Origin of the sequence: Selenomonas timonae (assembly GCF_014250475.1) — a bacterium.
GTDB lineage: Bacteria > Bacillota > Negativicutes > Selenomonadales > Selenomonadaceae > Centipeda > Centipeda timonae.
In genome coordinates this window covers 142,671-160,089 of the sequence record NZ_CP060204.1, presented here as the reverse complement: position 1 = coordinate 160,089, position 17,419 = coordinate 142,671, and the positions used below count along the sequence as shown (strand labels likewise).

The window sequence follows — 17,419 nt, the reverse complement described above, 5'->3', positions numbered from 1 at the left end:
GGTGTTTAGGAGGGTACGATGCGGACAGATGAGAGACGGCGCGCACAGGGCTATCAGCGTGTGGATGACCAGCCCGTAGAGGGGCTCGAGGAGGGGCAGCTGCGCAGGCTGCTGACGAATACGATCGACACGATCGAGGACAATAAGACGCAGATCTTCGACATCTACCAGAATACGCGCAATGAGGTGGACGACGCGCGGCAGCGGCTCGCGGAGCTGAAGCAGCGCGTTGCGGAGAGCATCGAGCGCGTGGATGCGCTCGCGGCGGACGAGCAGCGGGCGAAGCAGAAGCTCGCCGAGGTGAGTCGGAATTTCGCGGAGCATACGGAGGATGAGATCCGCAAGACCTATGAGGCGGTGTCCATCATCCAGATTAATCTTGCGATCGAGCGCGAGAAGGAGCAGTCCATGCGCGTGGAGCGCGACAAGCTCGAGATCCGCCTGCGCTACCTGCACAATGTCGTGGCGCGCGCGGAGCATATGGCGCTCTCCATCGGCTCCGTGCTCAGCTATCTCAGCACACAGGTCAGCGGCGTGCTCTGGAAGATTGAGGCGGTGCAGAAGGACAAATTCGTCGGCGCGCGCATTATCAAGGCGACGGAGGAGGAGCGATACCGCATCTCCCGAGAGATACATGACGGCCCTGCGCAGGATCTCGCGAATGTGCTCTTCACAACGACGATCACAGAGCGTCTGATGGATCAGGATATGGCGGAAGCAAAGAAGACCCTCGTGGAGCTGCGCGAGGAGATTCGCAAATGCCTCACGGGCGTGCGTCAGATCATCTTTGATATGCGCCCGATGGCTCTTGATGATCTGGGGTTGCCTCAGGCGGTGGAGCAGCTCATCCGTCTCTTCGGCGAGCGCGGGAAGCTGCGCGGGACATTCAGCCTCGAGGGGACGCACTACACACTGCCGAAGCATGTGGAGATCGCGGTTTTCCGCATTGTGCAGGAGGCGCTGAACAACGTCGTTCACCACGCCAAGACGGACAAGGTGCGCGTGCGCATGCGCTATACGGAGCAGGCGCTGTCCGTGCTGATTGCCGATGACGGGGTCGGCTTTGATCCGGATCGTCTGCCCGAGGAACCTGAGCAGACAGATGAGATGGATGATGCACTCGATATGGAGACGCAGCGCCGTCTGCGCGGGCGTCATTTCGGTGTGATCGGCATGGAGGAGCGCGCAAAGCTCATCGGCGCGGCGATTCAGATCATCTCTGCGCCGAATCAGGGGACGAAGGTGCATCTGCGTGTCGAGAACCGCATGGTAGAGGGCGAGTGAGCGCGCCTCTGGCGGAGGCTGTGCTCCACTATGCGAGGCTTGGTGTTCTGCCGCTGCATACGCCGGGACATAAGGGCGGGCGCGGGGCGCATCCCATGCTGCAGTGCTTCTTTACGGAGGAGGGGCTGCGTGCCGACGTGTCGCTCTCGGCGGAGCTGGACGACCTGCATGCGCCGACGGGCTGTATCCGTGCGGCGGAGACTCTGGCGGCAGAGGCGTACGGTGCGGATGCGGCGTACTTCATGGTGAACGGGACGACGGGTGCGATTCACACGATGCTGATGGCGACGCTCGCACCGGGCGATGCCCTGCTCGTGCCGCGCAATGTGCACCGCTCCGTCGTGGGCGCGATGATCCTCACGGGCGTGCGCCCCGTCTACATGCAGCCTGAGATCGATACACGGCTCGGCATCGCGATGGGCGTATCTCTCGTTGCGGTGAAGCGCGCCGTGCGGGAGCACCCCGAGGCGCACGCGGCGCTCCTCGTCTATCCGACGTACTACGGTGTGGCGACGGAGCTGGCGGCAATTGCGGACTTCCTGCATGAGCAGGGCAAACTCCTCCTCGTGGATGCAGCGCACGGGCCGCACTTTGCGTTCTCCGACGAACTGCCGCCGTCCGCGATGGCGGCGGGGGCGGATCTCTCGGCAGAGAGCACACATAAGCTGCTCGGCTCGCTGACGCAGACCTCGATGCTCCTCGCACGCGGCGGGCGTGTGCCGACGGAGCGGATTCGTACGGCATCGGGCATTGTGCAGTCGACAAGTCCAAATGAGATCCTGCTCGCCTCGCTCGATCTGGCGCGCGCGCAGATGGCGGAGAGCGGCGCGGAACGTCTTGCCGCTGCAATTTCGTGTGCGCATGATCTGCGCCGCCGTATCAATAAGATCGAGGGGCTGTGGGTGTTCGGTGCAGAGCATATGGGCGCTCCTGGGATGATGGCGCTCGATCCGCTGAAGATCACCGTGCAGGTCTCGGGGCTTGGCCTTACGGGCTTTGCGGCGGAGGAGGAGCTGCGGCGGCGCGGTATTGCCGTGGAACTTGCCGACGCACGGAATGTGCTGCTCCTCCTCTCCTATGCGGACGGGGCGCGCGAGGCGGAGCAGCTGCTTGCGGCGCTGCGGGATATGGCGGCAACGTGCGCGCCCCTGTGCACGTCGCGCGGGGCGGCGGCGTTTCTCTCACTGCCGCCGATTCCTCGGATGGGGATGGAGCCGCGCGCGGCGTATTTCGCCCCGCATGCGTGCGTGCGTATGGAAGCGGCTGAGGGGCGGATTGCGGCGGAGACGATTGTTTTCTATCCGCCGGGGATTCCCGTGCTCGCGGCGGGCGATGTGATCGACGGCGCGACGCTCTCGTATCTCTCTGCGATGAAGGCGGTGGGCGCGCGCGTCGTCGGCGCGGCGGATGCGTCGCTCGGGACACTCTTGGTGATTGCGGAAGGTTCGTATGGCAAAGGGTAAACTATTTATCATCGAGGCGGGGGACGGCTCTGGCAAGGAGACGCAGACGCGGCTCCTCACGGAGCGGCTTGTGCGCGAGGGGAATCGCGTCGTGCCCGTTACATTTCCGGACTACGAGGCGGACTCCTCCATGCTCGTGCGGATGTACCTGCGCGGGGACTTTGGCGCGCACGCGGACGATGTGAACGCCTATGCGGCGTCTACGTTCTTTGCCGTCGACCGCTACGCCTCCTATCGCATGAAGTGGGGGCAGGACTATGAGGCGGGCGCGATTGTCCTCGCCGATCGCTATACGACCTCGAATATGGTGCATCAGGCGGTGAAGATTGCGGATGCGGCGGAGCGCGATGCCTATCTCGATTGGCTCTATGACCTTGAGTTTCGGAAGATGGGGCTGCCAGTACCAGACGCGGTCTTCTTCCTCGACATGGAGCCGTGTGCGGCAGAGCGGTTGATCGCGGCGCGTGCTGAGGAAAAGGGGGCCGCACCCGACATCCACGAGCGCGACGCCGCCTATCTCGCACGCGCCCACGATGCCTACGTCCTCCTCGCCGTGCGCTACGGTTGGGTGCGGATTCCGTCAAGCACGGATGGAGAGCCGCTGCCGATTGCGGAGATTCATGAGAGCCTGTATGGGGAAGTTGTGAAACGGCTGTGATTAAAGAAGTCATCATTGTCGAGGGGAAGATGGATGTGCGGGCGGTGCGGCGTGCGGCTGAGGCAGACTGCATCATCACGGATGGGTTTCGCCTGCGCAGTGCGGCGATTAAGAATATCCGCGCCGCGTACGAGAAGCGCGGCATCATCATCCTGACCGACCCCGATACCGTAGGCGAGCGTATCCGTGCACGCCTCACAGAGATGTTCCCCCACGCGCGCCACGCCTTTGTCCCCGCCGAGGAGGCAACGAATTTCAATGACGGCGACATCGGCATCGAACAGGCAAGCCCTGCGGCAATTCGTGCCGCACTCGAAAAGGTACGGACGCCGATGGAGCAGCCCGCAGAGATCTTTTCAATGAGCGATCTGGTGGTGCATGGGCTGACGGGCACAGAGGATGCCGCCCTTCGCCGTGCACGGCTCGGACGTCGCCTCGGACTCGGCTTTGCGAATGCGAAGACATTTCTTCGTCGTCTCAACACCTACGGTGTGACGCGCGAAGAGTTTACATCTGCCATAGAGGAGCTGCAATGAACGCAAGTACACCCATAATCGCCGACCCGAAGGTCACACGCCACATCCTCAGCGCCTTTCACCTGCGCGCGAGTAAGCGGCTCGGGCAGAACTTTCTCGTGGATCGGTCGGTCGTGCAGGGGATTGTGGATGCGGCGGAACTTTCACCTGCAGATATCGTGCTCGAGATCGGTCCCGGCATTGGGACTCTGACACAGGGGCTCGCAGAGACAGGAGCGCGCGTTGTCGCTGTCGAACTGGACAAGAAACTTCCTGCCGTGCTCGCAGAGACGCTGAAGGGCTACGACAATGTGCAGATCGTGCCGGGCGACATCCTGAAGCTGAATATCCCCGAGATATTGGAACTGCGCGCGGGCGAGCGCTTCAAGGTGGTCGCAAATCTTCCCTACTACATCACAACCCCGATCATTATGACCCTGCTCGAGCAGCGTCTGCCCATCGAGCGGCTCGTCACAATGGTGCAAAAGGAGGTCGCTGTCCGCATGACGGCGCGCCCCGGCTCGAAGGACTACGGTGCGCTCTCCATCGCCGTGCAGTATTTCACCGTGCCGCGCATGGTGATGGATGTGCCGCCGCGTGCATTCATGCCCGCGCCCGAGGTCACGAGTGCCGTCGTCGCCTGTCATGTGCAGGACGTACCCACGGTGCGCCCGCAGGATGAAAAACTCTTTTTCCGCCTCGTCAGTGCCGCGTTCGGACAGCGGCGCAAGACCCTCCTCAATGCTCTTACGGGCGCGGGGCTGACGAAGGAAGAGAGCCGCGCGGGACTTGCGGCGGCGGGCATCGCGGAGAATATGCGCGGTGAGCAGCTCTCACTTGTGGCTTTTGCGCGTCTGTCCGATGCTGTGGGCGATCTTGCAAAAGGGGCGGAATGATGATGTACTTTGACAGCCATATTCACACGGAGTTCTCCGCTGACTCGGAGATGAAGGCGGCAGAGGCGCTCAGAGAGGCGGAGAAGCAGGGGCTCGGGCTCGTCTTTACCGAGCATCTCGACTATGAATATCCTGCGGCGGGCGAGGAGGAGTTCATCTTTGACCCTGCGGCGTACTGGGCGACGTATGAACCGCTGCGCGCAGAGGGAAAACTCTCGCTCGGTGTCGAGATGGGGATGATGGCGAGCGCGCGCGAAAAGAACGCCGCATTCCTGCGGCGTGCTCCATTTGATTTTGTGCTCGGTTCGATTCATTTTCTGGACGTGAAGGATCTCTACTATCCCGAGACGTTCGAGGGGCGCGAGAAACGGGAGATGTATTACGAATACCTCACCGTCATGCGCGACGAGATCTATGCGCATCCGTTCATCAATGCGCTTGCACACATCGACTATATCGCACGAAATGCTACCTTTGACGATCCAGAGCTTTCTTATGGCGATTTCACCGACGACATCGACGCCGTGCTGCGCGCCCTCGTCGAGACGGATACCGTCATCGAGATCAATACGCGCCGCCTCGGTACCCCGCGTGGCATCAAGGACCTCGCCCCAATCTACCGCCGCTACCATGAACTCGGCGGACGATATGTTACCATCGGCTCCGACGCGCACGTTACGGCGGGGGTCGGCCGCCACTACGCGCGTGCGCACGAGCTTGCCCACGCGTTTGATTTGCAGGTTGTCACGTTCCGCGAACGAAAGATGCAGCTTTGTGAGACGTGAATCTATCCGTTGCCTCTCCCCCTCTTTCCTGATATAATACAGTCGAATGGGTGGGGAGGCTTTTTTGTGCTCAGCAATTTTTTTGTCGCACTCGGCGGCGTCGTTCCCCTCTTCTGTCTGATGGCGGTCGGCGTTTTCGTGAAACGTTCGCGTCTTCTCAGTGAGGAAGAACTTCGGCATATGAATCGCATGGTGTTCCGTGTGTTCTTCTTCTTTATGATGTTCTACAACATCTACATCTCCGATCCGGGGACGGCATTCCAACCCACGCTCATGCTCTTTGGTGCGGCCGGTGTGCTGCTCACGGCACTCGTCTTTACTGGCATTGTCTGCCGCATTGAGTCGGACAATGCCCGACGCGGTCCGATGATCCAGGCGGCCTTTCGCGGCAATTACGTCCTCATGGGCATTCCGCTCGTCAGCAACATCTTTGGCGATGCGGCGATTGCGATTCCGACCATGATGATTGCAGTCATCGTTCCCATCTACAATATACTCGGTGTGCTCGTACTTGAGACCTTTCGCGGCGGACGATTTGACCTCCTGCCGATCCTGCGCAGCGTTCTCATGAATCCCATGATCTTGGGAGCAATTACGGGGGCTCTGTGCCGTCTCGTAGAGCTGCCGATTCCTGCGCCTGTGCTGAAGCCCGTCGCGCAGATCGCGGCGGCGACCACGCCCGTTGCACTCATCATTCTCGGTGCATCCTTTCACGGTGGAAGCTATCACGCACATCTGCGTCAGCTCATCTTCTCGGTCGCCTCGCGGCTCATCATTGTGCCTGTCATCGTGCTTTCGCTTGCGATCATCCTTGGCTTTCGCGGTGTCGAGCTCGTGACGCTCATTGCCGTGTTTGCCACACCCTGCGCCGTCGCCGGCTTTGCCATGGCGCAGCAGATGCAGGCGGATGCGGAGCTTGCGGGCAACTGCGTTGTTTACAGCAGTGCGCTTTCTTGCTTTACCATCTTTGGATGGGTCTTTTTGCTCAAGACATTGGAATTATTTTGACGAAAGCCAACGGCTTGACAGTTTATTTTAATTTTGTATAATTAGGACTAGGTTCTCATAGGAAAAGGAGTCAGACGCTCATGATATGGAAGAAAAGTCTTGCAGCTATTAGTGCAGTTACGATTGCAGGCTGCGTTGGAATTATGGCGCCGTCTGTGTATGCGGCGGTGGACTCCTCTGAAAAAATGGATGTGCCGAGCAATATGCCTTATCGCGTCGTTGAAGGCGGCGACTTTCAGATCGCGACCCTGAAGGGCGATCGTCTCCTAGATACCTATCGTTTGACGAAATATGATGTGCTTGAGATTCAGATCGTCGGTTTCTCCAGTTTTGAGTCGAGCGATTCTGCAAAGACGAATGGGCTGAATAATGTTGTGATTGGCCCTGATGGCTATGTCCAGCTGCCCTATGCCGGTTCGGTCAAACTTGCCGGACTCACACTGGATGAGGCCAAAGAAGTTGTTTCTGAGAGGCTGCGCCAGTATCTGCGCTTTCCAGACTTGTCAATCCTCGTCAAGAGTTATGGTGAGCGTAAGATCTATGTGATGGGGGAGGTTCAACAGCCAGGAATACATGAGCTGAAGGTAGACACATTGAACGCCTATGCAGCAATCTCTTCGGCAGGTGGCTTTACAAAGCGTGGACGCAGTACAAAGGTGCAGGTGCTCCGCGTCGATGGCGATACCATGTATTATAAGCAGATCAACATCAAAAACTATATCAAGAAACATGATCTCACACAGAATGTCGCACTACAGGACGGCGACATTGTGTACGTACCACGCTCTGATGGGATCAAATTTAATGAAGATATCCTGCCGTATATCAATGTATGGGCGACGTATAAGGCGTTGACAGACTGAGGGAGAGGAATAGATCATGGAACACAATGAAGACACGATTGACCTCTCACGGCTCTTTCGGGTGATGGGCGACCACAAGACGGTTGTTTTCGGGATTGTGGGAGCCTGTACCCTTGTTGCTCTTGTGATTTCGCTTATTCTGCCGAAACAGTATGAGTCCACAACCCTCGTTCAGACCAGAACAGCTACAAAAGTTGATATTTCAGGCGCAGCTGCCGCGATGGCGGCACTTGGCTTTGGCGGAGGGAGCGTTTCCTCGCCAACGATGAACTACATGGAGTTGATGAAGTCCCGTACTGTTCTGGAACCAATTATTGACAGCTTGGACTTTGATTCAGATGAACGTCCGGATACAAAAAAATTTGCTAAGAAATATCTGGATATAAAAAACACAAAAGGAACAAATCTCATTGAGGTCACTGCACTTGGTGATACACCTGAGGAAGCACAGCGTATCTCACAAGCTGTGGTAGATAACTTCCTCCTCATGCAGACGGATAAGAATCAACAAACGCAGTCTTTGCTGATGCAGTTCCTCGATGACCGTATCAGTGGGACAAAGAAGGAAGCTGAGGAGGCGGAGGCGAAGCTTGCGGCGTTCAGTCGTGAGCACAAAGTCTATAGTCCAGACGATCAGGCAAAGGCTGCGATTGAACAGATGGCAGCCTTTGATAAAGCAATCAGTGAAGTCGTGGTGGAGGCAAAATCAGCGCAGGCATCCCTTGACGTTGCAAATGAAAAACTCGGCGAACAAAAATCTGCGAGCAGGGCGTATAGTATCTCTGACAATACAACCGTGCAAAAGATTCGCGACCAGATTGTTGCCAAGCGTGTCGAGATTGTAGGTCTCGAGCAGAAGTATACGGATCTACACCCCAGCGTTCAGCAGGCACGCAAGGAACTCGAACAGCTGCAGAGAAGCCTTGATGCAGAGGTGCTCGCGACAGTTGAGTCCAATGCGACGACATTGAATCCAACACAGTCACAGCTCCTCAGCAAGGGGGCGCTCGCTGCAGTCAATCTTGCCGTTGCCACGGCGAGTGAGAGCGCTCTGAAAGAACAGCAGGCGAAGAAGGAGGCGGAACTCGGCTCCTTCCCTGATGATGTCATGGATTACATGCGCCTCAGCCGTGACTCGAAGGTCAAAAATGAGGTATATCTGAACCTCGTCAAACAGTATGAACAGAATAAGATTCAGTCAGCGATGGAGAGCATGGACATTCAGATCATTGATCCGGCGAATCTGCCGGATATCGAGAAGCCCGTTGCTCCGCGCAAGAAGTTGATTACGGCGATTGGTTTTGTCGTCGGTGTCCTGCTTGCCATGGGATACAGTCTGCTTGCCTATCGACGTGAAGCATAATACAGAAAAGGAGGGGAGCATATTCATGCAAACGAGAACACGGATTCCCACGCGCATTCGTAGAATATGTGCACCTCTCCTTTTTATTGTTTTTGATTATCTCGCTATCCTCGTTGCGGAGAAGATGGCGTTTGGACTGCATGACCTCTACGGCCTCTTGATAGGGACATCCTATCACGTTCCCGATGCCTATCTCTACTTTTGGATTCCTCTTGTATTCATTGCATTCCTTGCCATCTCGCAGACCTACACAAAGATGCAGCCAATATTGGAGACAGTACGCCAGATCTTCTACGCCGTTCTGTATGCACTCATTACCTGTATCCTAGCTCTTTACTTTATGCAGGCAAGTGTGCTTGCCTCGCGTCTCTACGTCGTCTTGTTTGGCGTGCTCGCATTGTTCAATGTCTATGCTACTCGATACGCTCTGTTGAAGTTCCTTAAGGGAACGAACACGTTCATGAAACCTGTTATTCTCATTGGTGCAGGAAAAACGGCGGAGCAAGTCCTGCGTTCCTTTGAACGGGATCTGGGCTATCGGTATAAAGTGATCGGCATATTGGACGACAACCCCGTTTCGCAAACACTGCCGCAGAAATTTCTTCTGATGGGCACATTGGACAATGCGGCAGAAATTGTGCATGACTCTGGTGTTAAGACGGTCATTGTCACAGTGCCGGGGATGGAGAAGGAGAAACTGCAAGCACTCTTAGAACACATACAGCCTTATGTAAGGGATATTATTTTCGTTCCCGATCTCATCGGTGTTCCACTTTACAATGTAGAGGCGCAGACACTGTTCAATGAGCAGATTATGATGCTGTCCCTCCGAAACAATCTGGCACGTCGTAGGAATCGCATGTTCAAACGATTTTTTGACATCGCTGTCGGCGGTTTGCTGTGTGTTTCTATTCTTCCCATTCTGCTTGTTATTGCAATTTGTATTACCCTTGATTCGAAGGGGTCTGCGTTCTTCAACGCTCAACGAATCGGCAAGCATGGGAAAACATTTACCTGCTATAAGTTTCGCTCCATGCATACGAATGCCGGCGAGATTTTGAAAGAGTATCTTGCGGCGCATTCCGCAGCACAAGAAGAGTGGAATACATTTGCGAAACTTCGAGATTACGATCCCCGTGTGACGAAAGTTGGAAGATGGATTCGGAAGTACAGCTTAGACGAACTCCCGCAGATTCTGAATGTCATCAAGGGGGACATGAGCCTTGTCGGTCCTCGTCCCTATCTTCCGCGGGAAAAAGAGGATATCGGTGAATATCTTTCCACAATTACGCTCACCGTTCCTGGAGTCACAGGCTTTTGGCAGACCAGCGGACGAAATGATGTTAGCTTTGCGGGGCGTGTCGCCATGGATACATGGTATGTGCGTAACTGGTCGATCTGGCTTGATTTGATGTATCTGTTTAAGACGGCTAAGATTGTATTGACTGGAAAAGGTGCTTATTAAAATTTACATCGAGGTGGGAATGTATTGAAGGTATTGCATATTGGGGAGTACGTGAAAGGCGGAGTGGCGACCTATTTGCATACACTGTTTTCAGATGAAACATCAGCTGTAGATAATTATTTAGTGTTGAGTCGACCTATGTCAGATACAAATTGGGAATTGCCGTCATCAAAAGTTTATTACTATCCCTATATAAGAAAAATTTCGGATATTCCTCTGGCGATAATTCGCATTCAGAAATTGATTTATCGGATAGATCCTGATATATTGATGGTTCACAGCACGTGGGCAGGAGTTTTTGTTCGCTTTCCATATTTATTTATACCAAAAAAAAAGAAAAAAATTATATACAATGCTCATGGCTGGGCTTTTTTGAGAGATACATCTGCTATATACAAAAAAATATATGCGCTTATTGAAAGATTGCTCGCAAACGTGACGGATTGCATCATCAATGTTTCGGATTATGAACAAAATGCAGCTCTTATATACGGATTACCAAGAGAAAAGATGATGCGAATATATAATGGTGTGGATGCTCCGAAGTCGGGGGTGACTGCGATTGGCGGGTTTGATCCCAATAAGATCAACCTTCTTTTTGTAGGACGTTTTGATCGCCAAAAGGGACTAGACTGGCTACTGCAGCACTTCCAACATGATATAAAGAGAAGGGACGTTCATTTATATATCATTGGTGCATCAGTAATAGATAATCAGACCATATCTATATCCGATGAACGTGTTACGTTTTTGGGGTGGGTTGATCGCCAAAAGCTTGACGGATATTACAGGCTTTGTGATGCTCTTATTATGCCATCTCGTTGGGAGGCGTTTGGTCTCGTTGCAGTAGAAGCAATGCGTAATGGGATGCCTGTGATTGCAAGTAGGCAGGGGGCACTCCCGGAGATCGTTCGTCCCAATGAAAGCGGTTGGTTATTTGATATGGATTCGGATGGAAGTTCTTTGAATGAGGTTTTGTGTTCCTTAAACAAAAACAGCATGAGTGCCGTTGGAAAACAGGCAAGAAAGCTGTATGAGTTGAATTTTACCGGAATTGGAATGAGGCGTAATATTGTTTCTTTGTATGAGAGGCTTTATGTAACGACCTTAGAAAGAAAGTGAAAGATTGTCATATAAGGTGAGCATCGTCATTCCTGTCTATAATGTAAAGCAATACCTCCCGCGCTGTATGGAAAGTGTCTTTTCACAAACGTATACGAACTATGAAGTCATTCTTGTTGATGACGGGTCTACCGATGGCAGTGGGGAACTATGTGACAGCTATGCGCGAGAGCATGTATCTTGTTTGGCTATTCATCAGCAAAATGGTGGGCTTCCTGCTGCTCGAAATACTGGTCTCTCAAGAGCGAGGGGCGATTTGTTGATGTTTTTGGATTCTGACGATTGGTTGGATGGATCTTGTCTTGATATTTGTGTAGCGGCATTTAAAGAAAATAATGATACTGATTGCGTAATTTTTCCATATATAAGGGAGTTTGGGGATGTGATCCCAAAAACGTATATCTTAGGAGAAGAGGAGCGTGCTTTTTTAGACGAAGAGGTGAAAAATCTTCTTCATCGACGTTTTTTTGGGCTTACCAATAATGAAGTTTATAATCCTGTAGCCTTAGATGAATTGAATACTGCATGGGGAAAAATGTATTATGCTAGACTTGCAAAGGATCTGCGTTTTACAGATGTTGATGTAATTGGCTCAGCTGAGGACGCTTGGTTTAACGCGCAGCTTTTTGCACGCTTTTCGCGTGTAATCTATTTGCCGAATGTTTTTTATCACTACAACAAGCAGAACGCTACATCGATTGTTCATTCGTATAATGATAAACTTGTGCGAACAAGGAAAAACTTTCATAAATTCTTAGCGGACTATATCGTTGAACATGGTCTGGGGCAGGATTACGAAGAGGCACTTCGTAACCGCAAGGCGCTTACCTGCTTGAATTATGTGAGAAACATCCTGAACTCCTCGGAATCGTTGTTGAGGAAACATCAACTGATTGCGGAGCTGTTGGGAGATGATGAACTGCGAAGCGCACTTGCGCAGCTGCCATTATCACGATTGCAGATGAAGTGGCGTGTTTATTATGCACTCTGCAAATGGAGATGTGCGTTTGGTGTTATGGGGATGACATGGCTGGCAGAGCGGCTGAGAAAATATTTGCGATAAGGTGGAGGCGGCATGAAGGAGTTCCTTTTTTTTATCAAACGGCTCTACGTATGCAAGGTCGTTATGAAGTTCGTCTACATGTTTATCTTTGAATATCTGTCGAATCATATCGTTAATAAGATTCCCGTTCATCGACTGCGTTGGCTTTTTATACGGTATGTTCTGCGGCATAATATATCCTATCATACGTACATTCACATGAATGTATATATTTATCCGAATCTGTTTTCTCCAATTAAGATCGGTCGCAACACCGCAATCAACCGTCTCTGTGTCCTGGATGGCAGGGGAGGGCTTGTGATCGGGGACAATGTGAATATATCTGCCGAGGCAGCGCTCTATACGGGAGGGCATGAGATAGATTCACCGGATTTTGCGTTTTATTCCAAGCCTGTTTGCATTGGGAATCGCGTGTGGATTGGTACGCGTGCAATGATTATGCCGGGGGTGACCATCGGTGAAGGGGCAGTCATTTTGCCCGGCGCCGTGGTAGTAAAGGATGTAGCCCCCTATGCGATTGTTGGCGGTATGCCGGCTGAGCAGATTGGTAAACGCTCGTTTGATTTGAATTATGAATTGACATGGCGGACGATGTTCCTTTAGGAGGATTTTTTAGCTGTGAAAAAAGTTGCCTTCATCATCCCGTATTTTGGTCGATTTAATAATTATTTCCCGTTGTTCTTGGAATCCTGTGCGCATAATCCGGACTGTGATTGGCTGATTTTTACGGATGATCGCAGAGCTTTTTCTTGTCCACCTAATGTTATTATACATTACATGAGCTTTGCTGAAATGCAGGCAATGGTGCAGAGTAAATTTGATTTTCCGATTGCCTTGGAACGCCCCTATAAACTCTGCGACTTCAAACCTGCTTATGGATACATCTTTGAAGAATATCTCACTGGATATACTGCATGGGGGCACTGTGATACCGACCTTATTTTTGGGCGGATTCGCGATTTCATTTCGGAACAGGATATCCGAGACTACGATAAAATCGGCATTTTCGGACACTGTACGGTCTTTCGCAATGATGAGGAAAATAATCGTATCTTTCTGCAGCCTCTGAACGGTCACAGTCGATATCGTGAAGTCTATACAGATCGTAAGAATCACAGCTTTGATGAAGAATTCAAGGACAGTATCAATACAATCTTTGAATCGTGCGGAAAACGTATTCGTACAACAGAGTATCAGGCAAATATCTATACGAAGTCCTCGGATTTTCGCTTGACTTCTTGGGATCCTGTGGAGAGGTGCTATCATAATGAAAAGTTGAAGCGTGCGATTTTCGTGTGGGACGATGGTATTCTGTCACGTTATTGGATCGAACGGGGCGAATTGCAGAAGCAGGAATATCTGTATATCCACATGCAGGCTCGTCCAATGGATGTTCGCTTGGAAAAAATGGAGAATGTGCAGCGATTTAAGATTATTCCTAACACCTTCGAAGCCTTAGAAGTGGAAGAAATCTCCGTGGATAATTTTGCACATATTCGCAGCAAGTATTTTAACCTGCATTACTTCCGATTGCGCAGTAAGAATCTTTGGGTTAAGATCAAGAAAAAAGTTGGGCTTGCATATTGAGAGGAGTGATGGTTTGTGCGGATCGCGATTGTCACATCAATTCCACCCGATCGGGAGAATAGGGGAGGTCCCTCCGGTCTGATCTGGGAGATTGAGCAATTTTTGACAAACAGTACTGCCCATGATGTTACGACAATCATTGTGCCTGTGTCTGGAAATAAATATGTACGACAGCTTCATACATGGGGGCGGGCTTTGCGCTCTTTGGATATCCCCTTGGATGTGTATGATAAGATTTTGGTGTATCCGGATTTTTTGCTTGCGCGCTTACCAAAGAGATACTATAAAAAAATTACGGTGTTGGCTCCCGATGCAAGCAGCATGGTAGGAAGGCGAAAGTATAAGCAGTATCGAGGGGATGCGTCCGTTTCGTGGATCAAGATATGGTATCAGTATCTTTATGCGAAGAACTTTCTTTGTTTTGAAAAAGAGTATATTCCTGCCGTAGAGCATTATTTAGTTGTGGGTAAGAAGGATCGCCTGTGGCTTCGACGACATTTACGAGATTCGGATCGGGAGATTGTCAAATTCCTCTTGCATCCGCTCTTATCGCATTCCCTCCTGCCTCTTGATATAAGCTCTATGAAAAGACCGCATGGACGACGTTTTGTCTTTAGCGGTGATATGCGGTATTCTTACGTCGGTAAGAACATCATTGCGTTAGCACAGTATTTGAGTGAGGAAGATTCTTCCCTTGTGTCAAAACTTCATATCTTTATCGTGGGGAAAAACAACAAATGGCTTGCAGATTTATTCTCTAAGGAAACGAATGCACAGATTTCGTATGAAGCGTGGGTCGAGCGTTATCAGGATATCTGCGTTATGGGGCAGGACATTCACTGTGTCCCCTTAGTGGCAGGTGGTGGAACAAAGAACCGTGTCGTAACGGCACTGGCAAACGGAGTGGAGCTGATTTCTACATCGGTTGGGGTGGAGAATATTCCAACTTCTACGGGGCAGAATATATATGTATGTAACTCTATGCGAAATTTTGCGAAACAAATGATTATATCACAACAAGAGTCTGTGTGGGATGAGCAGACGATGGTATGTGCAATAGAAGAAGCCGAGCAATTTCGCCAACGTGTTACTTGTGGTTTTGCTGCTTTATGGCCACAAATATGGAATGAGGGAAATTAGCGATGGAGGTTGGCAGTATCTTTTTTTTAGCAATAACACTGTTGCTGGTGTTAGGAGGAATGCTTGAAAAGAATTCTAAGTTGTTGTTTCTTTTACAAGTAATATGGATGTATATACTGCTTGCAGGGAACACTTTCTCCATTGATATTACGGTAAATCAGGATATTTTTGATTGGGCGCAAACAGAGCAATTTACGTTATATGATTACATTTGCTATATTGCGGGTTCGTATCTGGGAATGAAATATCTGACCATGAATGCGTGGCTATGTCTATGTATTTTTACACTGTTAGCAATTCTATTGTGGAAATATACGACAAATCCATGCTTTATCTTAAGCTTGCTTTTTTGTTATCCCTTTGCAGATATGGTCATTCAAAAACGATGGTTCATTGCATCCGCTCTTGTGTTAGTAAGTTTTCTGTTTTTGTTGAAGGGAAATAAAAAGGGAACAATAATTTTTACTGTATTTGTACTGATCGCTGCTGAGATTCATGCAGCAGCTTTGGGGTACTTGGTGTTTTTAAGCCAGCCGCTCCTTCATCGTCTCCGTCATAAAAGAGTTCTTTTGGCAGTCTTCATTGGTTTGACAACTGTGATTATGCCGTACCTGCCAGCGCTGTTGGCTCAGATTCCGTCGATTGGCGAAGTGAAAGTCGCATTTTACTTTGAGGTATTACATGAAAAGATAAAGTACCCATTGCTAAATTTTTCCTTGTGGACGGGGTTTCATGTGTTATGGGTGCTTTTGTTCCGATTTGTCTATTTTCGAGCAAAAAAAAATATGAGCCAACCAACCTCTAAATCGTTGGATATATTATATGAGTTGAATCTTCTGTCTCTCGTCTTTATCCCCTTTTATTATTGGGAGCCAACCTTTTGGAGAATCCCGCGAAATTTACTGTTGTTGGATTATGTCTTTTTAGCAAAAATGCTGCCAGTGGGATATGTTTATACTCAAAAGGAATTTAGGGATTATATCCTGTATACCGGATACGCTGGTTTAGCCTTTTTTGTGATTTATTTTGGAGCAGGTGCCGGGTATGAGGCGCTTATACAGCCGATTTTGACGAACAATGTCCTTTTAGAACTTTTTTTCTAAGAAAGGGAATATGGGATGCTTGATTTGAAGCGAATGGGATATTTGAAATATCTATTGCAATCAAAAATTCGATGCTTTTTGGAGCGGAAACCAAAGTTAAATTATCTTCAACGAGTTATTCGCCACATCAATGATGATGCTTTTATCGATAAAGTCCTTTTGCTGGGCAATGATCCGAATGCCCTCTATATGAAATCATATGGAGAAAGAAACTCGGAGAAGAATATCCTTTTTATTGAGATCAATGCGATGATGGGATATGCATATCGTTATATTCTGTATGCTCTTTGGGAAGCCGAACGCCTCGGTTTTACCCCTGTCATACGTTTCAATGAGGAATGTGCATATTTAGAAGGTCATCCCGTCAATGGAACGAGAAATCCATTTGAATATTATTTTCAGCAACCAGCAGATATTTCTCTTGATGCGGTATATGAGAGTAAACGAGTATTTTTCTTCGAAATAGCCCATCTATACAGAATTGAAAAAGAGTTAGGAAATCTAAATCCAGAGACTCCCGTTGGCTATATCGTAACGGAAACTTATTTGAGCGATTTGGCGCAGGTTGCTCGTAAATATATACGATTGAATGCAGTAACAAAAAAAATGTTTGCAGAGAGTATGGAAAAGCTATTTCCTGTAGATTTTCGTACGAAGCGTATTTTAGGTGTGCATGTTCGTGGTACGGATTTTGCCCTAAATTGGAAGGATCATCCTAATATGGTAACGCCGGATGAGTTTTTTTCTGTTACAGATCATCTGCTCGATGGTGACGAGGCTTTTGATTATATTTTCCTTGCAACGGATGACAGTTCTCGCTTGAACACCTTCAAAGAGCGGTATGGGGAGAAACTTCTCTATTATGAAGATGTCCATCGCGAGGATGGGACACAGAATGTTGCTCTTAGCACGCTGGATCGTGAGAATACGCATTATCTGGACGGACTTGAAGCTTTGCGGGATATCTACACCTTGGCGGAATGTAATGGACTGATCGCAGGACTTTCTCAAATATCAATTGCATCGCGGATTGTCAGGTTGGCTGAGAAAGGGCCGTTTGCTTATATGAAGATTTTGGACAAGGGAATTTACCAGGGATAAACA

16 protein-coding genes and 1 pseudogene are annotated in these 17,419 nt (G+C 50.3%); all 17 read left to right on the top strand.

Going from position 1 to position 17,419, the window contains the following annotated elements:
- The first annotated feature begins 18 nt into the window (after nt 1-18).
- The 17 genes and pseudogenes from H1B31_RS00700 (at nt 19) to H1B31_RS00620 (ending at nt 17,416) form a co-directional block, all read left to right on the top strand.
- Nucleotides 19-1,284 (top strand): sensor histidine kinase, encoded by a 1,266-nt coding sequence (locus tag H1B31_RS00700; RefSeq protein ID WP_009439891.1) that lies wholly within the window; start codon nt 19-21, stop codon nt 1,282-1,284.
- Nucleotides 1,281-2,747: an aminotransferase class I/II-fold pyridoxal phosphate-dependent enzyme gene (locus H1B31_RS00695; RefSeq protein ID WP_185980501.1), complete on the top strand. Its 1,467-nt coding sequence runs from the start codon at nt 1,281-1,283 to the stop codon at nt 2,745-2,747. The genes H1B31_RS00700 and H1B31_RS00695 overlap by 4 nt, the downstream gene beginning before the upstream one ends.
- Nucleotides 2,734-3,405, top strand: coding sequence for a dTMP kinase (locus H1B31_RS00690; protein ID WP_185980500.1), 672 nt, complete (start codon nt 2,734-2,736; stop codon nt 3,403-3,405). The genes H1B31_RS00695 and H1B31_RS00690 overlap by 14 nt, the downstream gene beginning before the upstream one ends.
- Nucleotides 3,402-3,941, top strand: coding sequence for a ribonuclease M5 (gene rnmV / locus H1B31_RS00685; protein WP_185980499.1), 540 nt, complete (start codon nt 3,402-3,404; stop codon nt 3,939-3,941). Before H1B31_RS00690 ends, rnmV begins: the two co-directional genes overlap by 4 nt.
- Nucleotides 3,938-4,816, top strand: coding sequence for a 16S rRNA (adenine(1518)-N(6)/adenine(1519)-N(6))-dimethyltransferase RsmA (rsmA, locus tag H1B31_RS00680; protein WP_185980498.1), 879 nt, complete (start codon nt 3,938-3,940; stop codon nt 4,814-4,816). The genes rnmV and rsmA overlap by 4 nt, the downstream gene beginning before the upstream one ends.
- Nucleotides 4,813-5,601 (top strand): histidinol-phosphatase HisJ family protein, encoded by a 789-nt coding sequence (locus tag H1B31_RS00675; protein ID WP_185980497.1) that lies wholly within the window; start codon nt 4,813-4,815, stop codon nt 5,599-5,601. The genes rsmA and H1B31_RS00675 overlap by 4 nt, the downstream gene beginning before the upstream one ends.
- Before the next feature lie 66 nt (nt 5,602-5,667).
- The gene (locus tag H1B31_RS00670; protein WP_185980496.1) at nt 5,668-6,609 is read left to right on the top strand and encodes an AEC family transporter; all 942 of its coding nucleotides are present in this window, start codon (nt 5,668-5,670) and stop codon (nt 6,607-6,609) included.
- A gap of 80 nt (nt 6,610-6,689) precedes the next feature.
- Nucleotides 6,690-7,472, top strand: coding sequence for a polysaccharide biosynthesis/export family protein (locus H1B31_RS00665; protein ID WP_185980495.1), 783 nt, complete (start codon nt 6,690-6,692; stop codon nt 7,470-7,472).
- A gap of 16 nt (nt 7,473-7,488) precedes the next feature.
- Nucleotides 7,489-8,835, top strand: a complete 1,347-nt coding sequence (locus H1B31_RS00660) for a GumC family protein (protein WP_185980494.1) — start codon at nt 7,489-7,491, stop codon at nt 8,833-8,835.
- Nucleotides 8,836-8,860: 25 nt separating this feature from the next.
- Entirely contained in the window at nt 8,861-10,300 is a 1,440-nt protein-coding gene (gene wbaP / locus H1B31_RS00655; protein ID WP_185980493.1) for an undecaprenyl-phosphate galactose phosphotransferase WbaP, read from the top strand.
- 24 nt (nt 10,301-10,324) lie between these two features.
- The gene (locus H1B31_RS00650) at nt 10,325-11,422 is read left to right on the top strand and encodes a glycosyltransferase family 4 protein (RefSeq protein WP_185980492.1); all 1,098 of its coding nucleotides are present in this window, start codon (nt 10,325-10,327) and stop codon (nt 11,420-11,422) included.
- 4 nt (nt 11,423-11,426) lie between these two features.
- On the top strand, nt 11,427-12,485 hold the full coding sequence (locus tag H1B31_RS00645; protein WP_185980491.1) for a glycosyltransferase family 2 protein: 1,059 nt from the start codon (nt 11,427-11,429) through the stop codon (nt 12,483-12,485).
- 399 nt (nt 12,486-12,884) lie between these two features.
- Nucleotides 12,885-13,049 (top strand): annotated as a pseudogene (locus H1B31_RS11315) (acetyltransferase); the annotation flags it as partial.
- Between the two features lie 54 nt (nt 13,050-13,103).
- Nucleotides 13,104-14,072 carry a DUF6625 family protein gene (locus H1B31_RS00635; protein WP_185980489.1) on the top strand — a complete coding sequence of 323 codons (969 nt, stop codon included), beginning with the start codon at nt 13,104-13,106 and terminating at the stop codon, nt 14,070-14,072.
- 15 nt (nt 14,073-14,087) lie between these two features.
- A complete protein-coding gene (locus H1B31_RS00630; protein ID WP_185980488.1) occupies nt 14,088-15,212 on the top strand; it encodes a glycosyltransferase in 1,125 nt (374 codons plus the stop codon).
- A 2-nt stretch (nt 15,213-15,214) separates the two neighbouring features.
- Nucleotides 15,215-16,315, top strand: a complete 1,101-nt coding sequence (locus H1B31_RS00625) for a hypothetical protein (protein WP_185980487.1) — start codon at nt 15,215-15,217, stop codon at nt 16,313-16,315.
- A 15-nt stretch (nt 16,316-16,330) separates the two neighbouring features.
- The gene (locus H1B31_RS00620; protein WP_226372112.1) at nt 16,331-17,416 is read left to right on the top strand and encodes an O-fucosyltransferase family protein; all 1,086 of its coding nucleotides are present in this window, start codon (nt 16,331-16,333) and stop codon (nt 17,414-17,416) included.
- The last annotated feature ends 3 nt before the right edge of the window (nt 17,417-17,419 follow it).

What these genes read in the sequence shown, in the direction of transcription:
- H1B31_RS00625 (WP_185980487.1), top strand. Translation starts at nt 15,215, where the DNA reads ATGGAGGTTGGCAGTATCTTTTTTTTAGCAATAACACTGTTGCTGGTG.
- rsmA (WP_185980498.1), top strand. Translation starts at nt 3,938, where the DNA reads ATGAACGCAAGTACACCCATAATCGCCGACCCGAAGGTCACACGCCAC.
- H1B31_RS00675 (WP_185980497.1), top strand. Translation starts at nt 4,813, where the DNA reads ATGATGATGTACTTTGACAGCCATATTCACACGGAGTTCTCCGCTGAC.
- H1B31_RS00690 (WP_185980500.1), top strand. Translation starts at nt 2,734, where the DNA reads ATGGCAAAGGGTAAACTATTTATCATCGAGGCGGGGGACGGCTCTGGC.
- H1B31_RS00665 (WP_185980495.1), top strand. Translation starts at nt 6,690, where the DNA reads ATGATATGGAAGAAAAGTCTTGCAGCTATTAGTGCAGTTACGATTGCA.
- H1B31_RS00620 (WP_226372112.1), top strand. Translation starts at nt 16,331, where the DNA reads ATGCTTGATTTGAAGCGAATGGGATATTTGAAATATCTATTGCAATCA.
- H1B31_RS00700 (WP_009439891.1), top strand. Translation starts at nt 19, where the DNA reads ATGCGGACAGATGAGAGACGGCGCGCACAGGGCTATCAGCGTGTGGAT.
- wbaP (WP_185980493.1), top strand. Translation starts at nt 8,861, where the DNA reads ATGCAAACGAGAACACGGATTCCCACGCGCATTCGTAGAATATGTGCA.
- H1B31_RS00660 (WP_185980494.1), top strand. Translation starts at nt 7,489, where the DNA reads ATGGAACACAATGAAGACACGATTGACCTCTCACGGCTCTTTCGGGTG.